Genomic DNA, 7,149 nt, shown 5'->3' with positions numbered 1-7,149 from the left:
GTCTCGGCCACGTTCGTGGCGATGACGATGCGCTGATGCGTATGCGATTCGAACACCTTGTGCTGTTCCTTGGAGGACAGGCGCGCGAACAGCGGCACGATCTCAATCGCGTCGGGCCTGCGCATGTCGACCGCGCGCGGGCCGTAATGACGCCGCAGGGCGTTCTCGAACTCATGGATGTCGCGTTCGCCGGACGCGAACACCAGAATGTCGCGCGGGCCGCGGTCGTGGCTGGAATGGATGACCAGTTCGGCGCAGGCGCGCGCCACCGCGGTCGGCATGTCGATGGTCGAATCATGCGCGTCCTTGGCGTTCGGCGCGGCCGACAGCGCCGCGTAATCGGCGTCACCCGGCATCGCGCCGGTCTCGAAGCCGGGCACGGACCGCATCAGCGCGGGCGCGGTGCCCAACGGCTCGTACACGACCTGCACGGGATAGGTGCGTCCGGAAACCTCGATGACCGGCACCTTCGCATGCAACGCATGCTCGAAATGCTCCTGGAACTTCACCGAATCGATCGTCGCCGAGGTGATGACCAGCTTCAGGTCGTGTCGCTTCGGCAGCAACGCGGTCAGATACCCCAGCAGGAAATCGATGTTCAGACTTCGCTCATGCGCCTCGTCGATCACGATGGTGTCGTACTGCATCAGCTTCGGATCGCGTTGGATCTGCGCCAGCAGGATGCCGTCCGTCACCACGCGCAGCCGCGTCTTCGGCGAGCTCTCGTCGGTGAACCGCACCTGATAGCCGACCTCGTCGCCCAGCCGTACGCCCATCTCCGAGGCGATGCGTTCCGCCACGGTGCGGGCCGCGAGCCTGCGCGGCTGCGTATGCACGATCTGCCGGCCATGCGAGCCGCGGCCAAGCTCCAGCAGGATCTTCGGCAGCTGCGTGGTCTTGCCGGAACCCGTCTGGCCGGAGACGATCACCACCTGGCTGGAGCGCACCGCCTCGGCGATGTCCTCGCGGGCGGCGGAAACCGGCAACTGGGAAGGATATTCGAATTTCATGCCTTGACGACCTCGATGACGCGGAAACCCTTCGAGCTTGCGTATTTGCCCACTTCATAACCTTCGCCGAGCTGCGCCGCGAGCCACGGAATCAGCGAGTCCGCCCCCAGGTTCCGCTGCACCACCAGATACGCGGCGCCACCCGCGTTCAGACGCGGCAGCCACGTCATCAGCAGCCGGTGCAGTACCTCCTTGCCGACGCGGATGGGTGGATTCGACCAGATCAGGTCGAATCCCAGATCCGCGGGAATCTCGTCGGCGGTGACGGCATGGATGTTGCGCACGCCGTTGAGCTCGGCGTTGCGGCGGGTCAGCTCCAGCGCCCGCTCGTTCACGTCAAGGGCCCAGACGCCGGCCTCCGGTGATGAGAGGCCGAGGGCCAGCGCGATCGGACCCCAACCGCAGCCCAGATCAAGGAACGCGCCGGATTCCGGCGGCTCGGGCGCTTGACGGAGCAGCACGGACGTGCCCAGGTCCACGCGTCCGCCGGAGAACACGCCGTTCGATGTCTCGACATCCACGTCATTGCCCCTCAGGGTCACATGCAGCCTCCTGCGCACATCCTTCGATTGCGGTTCCGCCGCGAAATACTGTTCAGCCTGCGCCATGCCAGCTCCTCCAAAATCGTCTTCCGCATGGCATCCGCGCGCATCTGTCCGCTGTGCGAATGCCCGATATCCATGGTCTCTGCAAAATGATGATAATAAGAGCACCATAGTTTAACCGTGAGAGGTGTCATTGAGTCAGGAAATCGATATCGAGCAGAACATGGATGCAGCCGACGTCGGAGGCGTTCTCGCTGACCAATCCGAGGTGCTGCTCGATACCAACGGCGAGGAACGCTCCCGTGAATCCCACGACGAGCAGTGGCAGGAGCGCGAATCGCGCAATGCGCTGAAGCATGTGGCCGGCTTGGGCGAGATGCAGGATGTCACCGAGGTCGAATACCGCAAGGTGCGTCTGGAACGCGTCGTGCTCGTCGGTGTGTGGTCGAGCAGGGACACCACGCAGGCGGAGGCCGAGGAATCGTTGAGGGAGCTGGCCGCGCTCGCGGAAACCGCGGGCGCCGTGGTCTGCGATGGCCTGCTGCAGCACCGCATCAAGCCGGACGCGGCGACCTACGTCGGCTCCGGCAAGGCCCGCGAGCTTGCGGGCATCGTGGCGCAGGACGAGGCGGACACCATCGTCGTCGATGACGATCTGCCGCCAAGCCAGCGTCGAGCGTTGGAGGACGCCACGAAAGTGAAGGTCGTGGACCGCACCGCGGTGATTCTCGACATCTTCGCCCAGCACGCGACGTCCCGCGAGGGCAAGGCGCAGGTCGAACTGGCGCAGCTTGAATACATGCTGCCGCGACTGCGCGGCTGGGGCGGCTCGCTGTCACGCCAGGCCGGTGGCCGCGCGGCGGGTGACGCCGGCATCGGCTCGCGCGGACCGGGCGAGACGAAAATCGAGATGGACCGCCGTGTGATTCGTAGCCGCATCGCCAAACTGCGCCGGCAGATCGCGCAGATGGCGCCGGCGCGAGAGGTGAAGCGCGGCGCGCGCCGGCGTTACGGCCTGCCCACCGTCGCGGTGGTCGGCTACACGAATGCCGGGAAATCGTCGTTGACCAACCGTTTGACGGGATCGGCCGAATTGGTGGAGAACGCGTTGTTCGCGACGCTGGACACCGCCGTGCGTCGCGCACGCGCCAAGGACGGCCGCCTGTATGCGTACGTCGACACCGTGGGTTTCGTGCGCCGTCTGCCCACGCAGCTGATCGAGGCGTTCAAATCCACGTTGGAGGAGGTTGCCGAGGCCGATCTGATCGTGCACGTGGTCGATGGCTCCCATCCGGATCCGTTCTCACAGATCGACGCCGTCGACGATGTGCTTTCGGACATCGACGGCGTGGGGGACATTCCCACGATCGTGGTGTTCAACAAGGCCGACCGCATGTCGGAGACGATGCGTGGCCGGATCGAGGCGCTGATGCCGGACGCCTATATCGTTTCGGCGTTCTCCGGCGAGGGCGTGGACGGGTTGCGCGCGCGGATCGAATCGGAACTGCCGACGCCCCACGTGCACGTGGAGGCCCTGCTGCCGTATTCCGCGGGTTCGCTGATGTCGCGCGTGCGCGAGTATGGCAAGGTGCTCGACGTCGAATACCGGGATGACGGCATGAGGCTGGAAGCCGAGGTCGACGATCGGCTGGCCGCGCAAATCGTCGAGCAGTCGATTGGCTGACATGACGGCGGCAATCGACTGCGGCGCAACGGGCTCGCATGATTGTGAGCGCTCACAGCGAGTGTGACGCAAATCACTTTTTCGCCACTTTCCGCCATGTTTCGCCATGGTGAAACGTCATGATGTGTAGATAGAGTAAAAAAGAAAATCTCAGAGAAACCCGCCATCAGCGGGACATTCTTGCTAAGGAGAGGTAAGCACATGGTGGATTCACTAATTAAGCCCACGAAGCTCGCTATCATCGGTGCCGGCGCTGTCGGTTCCACGCTCGCTTTCGCGGCCGCCCAGCGTGGCGTCGCCCGCGAGATCGTGCTCGAGGACATCGCCAAGGAACGCGTCGAGGCCGAGGTGCTCGACATGCAGCACGGCTCCAGCTTCTACCCGACCGTGTCCATCGCCGGTTCCGACGACCCGGAGATCTGCCGCGACGCCGATATGATCGTCATCACCGCGGGTCCGCGCCAGAAGCCGGGCCAGTCCCGTCTGGAGCTGGTCGGCGCCACCATCAAGATCCTCAACGCCATCATTCCTGGTCTGGTGAAGGTCGCCCCGAACGCCATCTACATGCTCATCACCAACCCGGTCGACATCGCGACCCACGTCGCACAGAAGATCTCCGGTCTTCCGGCGAACCAGGTGTTCGGCTCCGGCACCAACCTGGATTCCGCTCGTCTGCGCTTCCTGATCGGCCAGCAGACCGGCGTCAACGTCAAGAACGTGCACGCCTACATCGCCGGTGAGCACGGCGACTCCGAAGTCCCGCTGTGGTCCTCCGCCACCATCGGTGGCGTCCCGATGTGCGACTGGGCTCCGCTGCCGGGCCACGCTCCTCTGGACGCCGACGTTCGTGAGAAGATCCACCAGGAAGTCAAGAACGCCGCGTACAAGATCATCAACGGCAAGGGCGCCACCAACTACGCCATCGGCATGTCCGGCGTCGACATCGTCGAGGCCGTGCTGCGCGACTCCAACCGCATTCTGCCGGTGAGCTCCATGCTGCACGACTTCCACGGCATCTCCGACGTGTGCATGTCCGTGCCGACCCTGCTGAACCGCTCCGGCGTCAACACCGCCATCAACACCCCGGTGTCCGACGGCGAGCTGGCCGCCCTGAAGCGCTCCGCGGAGACGCTGAAGGAGACCGCAGCCCAGTTCGGCTTCTGATGCGCGGCATGGCGGCGGAACGTCGGCCGTGATGGTCGAGGCCATGCGCGTTCGGCGCGCGGGTCTTTGAACTGTTCGACGGTTCGGCACCCATATGTCGTCATGAATACGTCAGCACGATGGTGGGTCGTTGGGCTCACCACTGGAAACCCCAGCCTTCGGGCTGGGGTTTCCGCGTTTCACGGCAAATGAAAATGGTATTGAGAAGCGATTTCAGTTCGCTTTCCCAATGCTACGGATTACGGATATGACGGAATGGAAATCGCATGGCGCATGATCATGGAAACATGCATAGGACGGTTGATGGGAACGCGGGGCACCAGCGCCGGCTGATGCTTTCGCTCGCCCTCACCTCGACGGTGTTCATGGCGGAAGTGGTCAGCGCGGTGCTGACGGATTCACTGGCCCTGCTCGTAGATGCGGGGCATATGCTCACCGATATGTCGGTATTGATCGCCTCCACCGTTACCGCGATATTGATGCGACGCAAACCGAACAGCAAGCGCACTTGGGGTTGGGCCAGACTCGAAGTGCTTACCGCGGCGGTCGGCGCGTTGGTGCTGCTGCTCGTCGGCGTATATGCGCTGGTCGAGGCCGGCATGCGCTTGTTCGGAGGTTCCGCCGATGGAATCCACGATGTTCGTCTGCTGTTGTTCATGGGCGTTATCGGCCTCGCCGCCAATGTGGGCTCCATATTCATCCTCGCCTCGCAGAGCGAGGACAACATGAACATGAAGGCCGCGTTTCTGGAAGTGATGAACGACGCGCTGGGCTCTGTCGCCGTCATCGTATCCGCAATCGTGTTGATCAGCACGGGTTGGACCGGCTTCGACGCCGTGGCCGGTGGTGTCATCGCGCTGATGATGATTCCGCGCGCGCTCGTTCTTCTGCGCAACGCGGTTCGCGTGCTCTTGGAGGAGACACCGAAAGGATTGGACCTCGATGAGGTGCGCGCGCACCTCGAACGTGTGCCGCATGTCGTGGCGGCGCACGATTTGCATGCCAGCACGGTAGCGACGGGCATGCCGATATTTATGGCCCACGTGGTCGTGGAGCGGGGGCTGAGCATGGATGACGCCGCGGAGATTCTTTCCCAACTGCAGGATTGCCTGCGCGAGCATTTCACCGTCTCCGTGCCGCATACCACATTCCAGCTCGAACCGGAAGGATACAGTTCGGCGAGCAAAGCCGAAATGCATTCATGACACGCCCGCACCGGATATTCGTCGGGTATGGCTCAGATCTTGCGAAGCACGGTGACGACTTTGCCCATGATCTGCGCATGGGTTCCGTCGATGGGGGAGTAGGCGGGATTGTGGGGCATCAGCCAGATATGCCCATGGTCTTTGCGGAAGGTTTTCACCGTCGCCTCGTCATCCAGCAGCGCGGCGACGATGTCGCCGTTTTCCGCGTTGCTCTGCTCGCGCACCACGACGAAATCGCCGTCGCAGATGGCGGCGTCGACCATCGAATCGCCATGGACCTCAAGCATGAAGAGTTTTCCGGTGCCGGTGAGCCTTTCCGGAAGACGCATCACGTCATCGATGTGCTGTTCCGCGGTGATGGGAGCGCCGGCCGCGATACGGCCGACAAGCGGAACGTCATGCGACGCCATGATGGATTCGCTGGATTCGTCCGGTGTCGGGAACGGGATGATGTCGGCCGCCGGAGTATTGGAACGATTGGCGCCCTCGTCGACCCCGACCACTTCGATGGCACGCCCCTTGTTGGCGTTCATTCTGATGAAGCCCTTTTCCTCAAGCACTTGGAGTTGGTGCTTCACCGAGGAAGGGCTTTTCAGCCCCGATGCCTCGCCTATTTCCCTGAAGGAAGGAACGAAACCGCGTTCCGCGAGATGCGTGGTGATGGCGTTCAGCACTTTGCGCTGACGGTCGGTCAACGTGCTTTCGTCCGGGCGCGCCGCGTTCTTGCCGGAAGGGAAAGGGATGGTGCTCACGGTGGGCTCCTTTCTGATATGCCTTTCAGCATAACGTGGAACGGCAAGAAAATCAAACATCTGTTCGATACATATGGTCGGGGTATCGAACAGATGTGCCATAACGGGACCGCGACCGGTTATCGGAAAGGTCCCAATCCATGAGATTGCAATGGAAAAAACAGTCAAAGCCACTATAATTCAATGGTTTGGTCTATTCTTGACACCATGCATTGCCCGTTTTGTCAGAATCCAGATACGAAGGTGGTCGATACCCGCATCAGCGAGGATGGCCATTCCATCCGCCGTAGGCGTGAATGTCCGAAATGCTCCAAGCGTTTCACCACATTGGAGACCACGATGCTGTTGGTGGTGAAGCGCTCCGGCAACGTGGAACCGTTCGACCGGAACAAGGTGATTTCCGGCGTGCGCAAGGCGTGCCAGGGGCGTCCGATCAGGGAAGACGATCTGAAAACATTGGGGCAGCAGGTCGAGGAGGATCTGCGGGCGAGGGGACTGGCCCAGGTGAAATCCGCGGACATCGGCAAGGCGATTCTCAAGCCGCTGCGTGACTTGGATGTGGTCGCGTACATGCGGTTCGCCAGCGTGTACCAGAATTTCGAAAGCCTGGAGGACTTCCAGCGGGCCATCGACGCATTGCAGTCCGAAACGGAGAGGTAGTCGAAACCGCCGCATCGTTAGGCGTGGCGCCGATGTGCGGAACGCCGATCATGAAACGACAACGGGCAATCGGAACGATGACGGGCGGAGACCCGAGTGCCGCGAAGTCGGATATGGAAGACGGGACCG

At 62.4% G+C, this 7,149-nt stretch carries 7 protein-coding genes; 4 read left to right on the top strand and 3 right to left on the bottom strand.

The window, feature by feature from the left end:
- Together B3C64_RS02610 and B3C64_RS02605 are read right to left on the bottom strand one after the other, a co-directional pair.
- Positions 1-1,010: DEAD/DEAH box helicase (locus tag B3C64_RS02610; protein ID WP_291533524.1), on the bottom strand; the 1,010-nt coding region annotated here is incomplete at its 3' end.
- Positions 1,007-1,618 (bottom strand): class I SAM-dependent methyltransferase, encoded by a 612-nt coding sequence (locus tag B3C64_RS02605; protein WP_291533522.1) that lies wholly within the window; start codon positions 1,616-1,618, stop codon positions 1,007-1,009. The genes B3C64_RS02605 and B3C64_RS02610, both read right to left, overlap by 4 nt.
- A 160-nt stretch (positions 1,619-1,778) precedes the next feature.
- Here B3C64_RS02605 and hflX point away from each other — a divergent pair, with 160 nt between their 5' ends.
- From hflX to B3C64_RS02590, 3 genes are all read left to right on the top strand, one after another.
- Positions 1,779-3,239, top strand: a complete 1,461-nt coding sequence (gene hflX / locus B3C64_RS02600) for a GTPase HflX (protein ID WP_291533536.1) — start codon at positions 1,779-1,781, stop codon at positions 3,237-3,239.
- A 201-nt stretch (positions 3,240-3,440) separates the two neighbouring features.
- A complete protein-coding gene (locus B3C64_RS02595; RefSeq protein ID WP_291533521.1) occupies positions 3,441-4,403 on the top strand; it encodes an L-lactate dehydrogenase in 963 nt (320 codons plus the stop codon).
- A 266-nt stretch (positions 4,404-4,669) separates the two neighbouring features.
- Entirely contained in the window at positions 4,670-5,608 is a 939-nt protein-coding gene (locus tag B3C64_RS02590) for a cation diffusion facilitator family transporter (RefSeq protein ID WP_291533520.1), read from the top strand.
- Between the two features lie 32 nt (positions 5,609-5,640).
- Here B3C64_RS02590 and lexA read toward each other — a convergent pair whose 3' ends face one another.
- Positions 5,641-6,420, bottom strand: coding sequence for a transcriptional repressor LexA (gene lexA / locus B3C64_RS02585; protein ID WP_291533535.1), 780 nt, complete (start codon positions 6,418-6,420; stop codon positions 5,641-5,643).
- A gap of 147 nt (positions 6,421-6,567) precedes the next feature.
- Between lexA and nrdR the strand changes: the two genes are divergently transcribed.
- The gene (gene nrdR, locus B3C64_RS02580) at positions 6,568-7,020 is read left to right on the top strand and encodes a transcriptional regulator NrdR (RefSeq protein WP_414632149.1); all 453 of its coding nucleotides are present in this window, start codon (positions 6,568-6,570) and stop codon (positions 7,018-7,020) included.
- The last annotated feature ends 129 nt before the right edge of the window (positions 7,021-7,149 follow it).

This window comes from Bifidobacterium sp. UBA6881 (genome assembly GCA_002451435.1).
GTDB lineage: Bacteria > Actinomycetota > Actinomycetes > Actinomycetales > Bifidobacteriaceae > Bifidobacterium.
Note: the sequence above shows the minus strand (reverse complement) of the source record. Positions and strands in the feature narration are given on the sequence as shown.